Source organism: Aneurinibacillus aneurinilyticus ATCC 12856, assembly GCF_000466385.1.
GTDB classification, from domain to species: domain Bacteria; phylum Bacillota; class Bacilli; order Aneurinibacillales; family Aneurinibacillaceae; genus Aneurinibacillus; species Aneurinibacillus aneurinilyticus.
The window spans coordinates 1-1,197 of record NZ_KE952732.1; the positions used below are offsets into that span (position 1 = coordinate 1).

Annotated in this window: 2 protein-coding genes; both read left to right on the forward strand. The window is 38.2% G+C overall.

Going from position 1 to position 1,197, the window contains the following annotated elements:
• The first annotated feature begins 249 nt into the window (after nucleotides 1–249).
• Nucleotides 250–441: a hypothetical protein gene (locus HMPREF0083_RS06535; protein WP_021620376.1), complete on the forward strand. Its 192-nt coding sequence runs from the start codon at nucleotides 250–252 to the stop codon at nucleotides 439–441.
• A gap of 67 nt (nucleotides 442–508) precedes the next feature.
• Nucleotides 509–1,197 (forward strand): preprotein translocase subunit SecD (locus HMPREF0083_RS06540; protein WP_021620377.1); only part of this gene is annotated, 689 nt, incomplete at its 3' end.

Sequence of the window (1,197 nt, forward strand, 5' to 3'; positions counted from 1 at the left end):
AATCGTTAGATTTTAAGTGGTGGGTAGTTCACTGACTTTCGTATGTCTCTAATAAGTGTTCCTATTTTGGAAAACTCCACACTAATCACCTCAGAATATGAGTATTCTCATAATTTCACGCGAAAGGCATCGCCTGTACATTATAATAAGGCCATATATTGCATTAATCATCCTAAATTAACAATACATGTATTTTCGTATTGTAGTAGGATTACTACAGATTCGTTATGAATAGAAACGAGGGAAAAAATGAAAGAACGGTTAACCCGTATCATATCGATCATGGCTCTTACCTTAACTTTACATGATGTTCCTGTTGTCCCTACAAACATTCAGTCTATTACTATGGAGCAGCCGAATGTCACAAAAAGCACAACTGCACTCCCTTCCCGTGGCAATAGAACGGCGTTTAAAGATGGGGGCCTACCGTTTCAGCATTAATATGTCAAGCATATCAATCATTTTCACGAAGGGAGCGTGAAGGGATAAAGTATAGGAGGAAAATAGTGTGGTGAATTGGGGAAAATTAGGAACTCTTTTTTTAATTATTTTTATAACATTATCTTTTGCCTTTACTACAGGTCCAAAAATAGCTAGGCACACAACCCTTGGATTAGATTTACGAGGGGGATTCGAAATTTTATATGAAATATCTCCATTAAACGAACAGCATAAAGTAACAAAACAAACACTAAGGGATGCAGAAAAAGCACTGAATAACCGAGTAAACGCTCTTGGGATAGCAGAGCCTGATATCCAGGTTGAGGGAAATAATCGTATTCGTGTACGTTTAGCTGGTGTTACAAATCAAAAAAAAGCACGTGATATCATCGGCAAACCTGCTAACCTTACCTTCCGTGATAGCAAGGGAAATATCATTATGACTGGTAACGATATAGCTGAAAAGGGGGCAAATGGGGTTTTTGATCGGATGCAGCGTCCGATTATCACACTTCAATTTAAAGATCCCGAGAAATTTGCAAGTGTAACCAAAAAATATATTGGTCAACGTGTAACTATTTTTCTTGATGAAGAACCTCTTACAGTACCAGCACTGACTATCAGAGATATTATTGTAGATGGCAAAGCTCAAATAGATGGACAGAATTCAATTGGAGAAGCAAAAGAACTAGCGGCAATTCTGAATGCCGGTGCACTTCCGATTAAGATGAAGGAAGTATTCTCGACGAGCGTCGG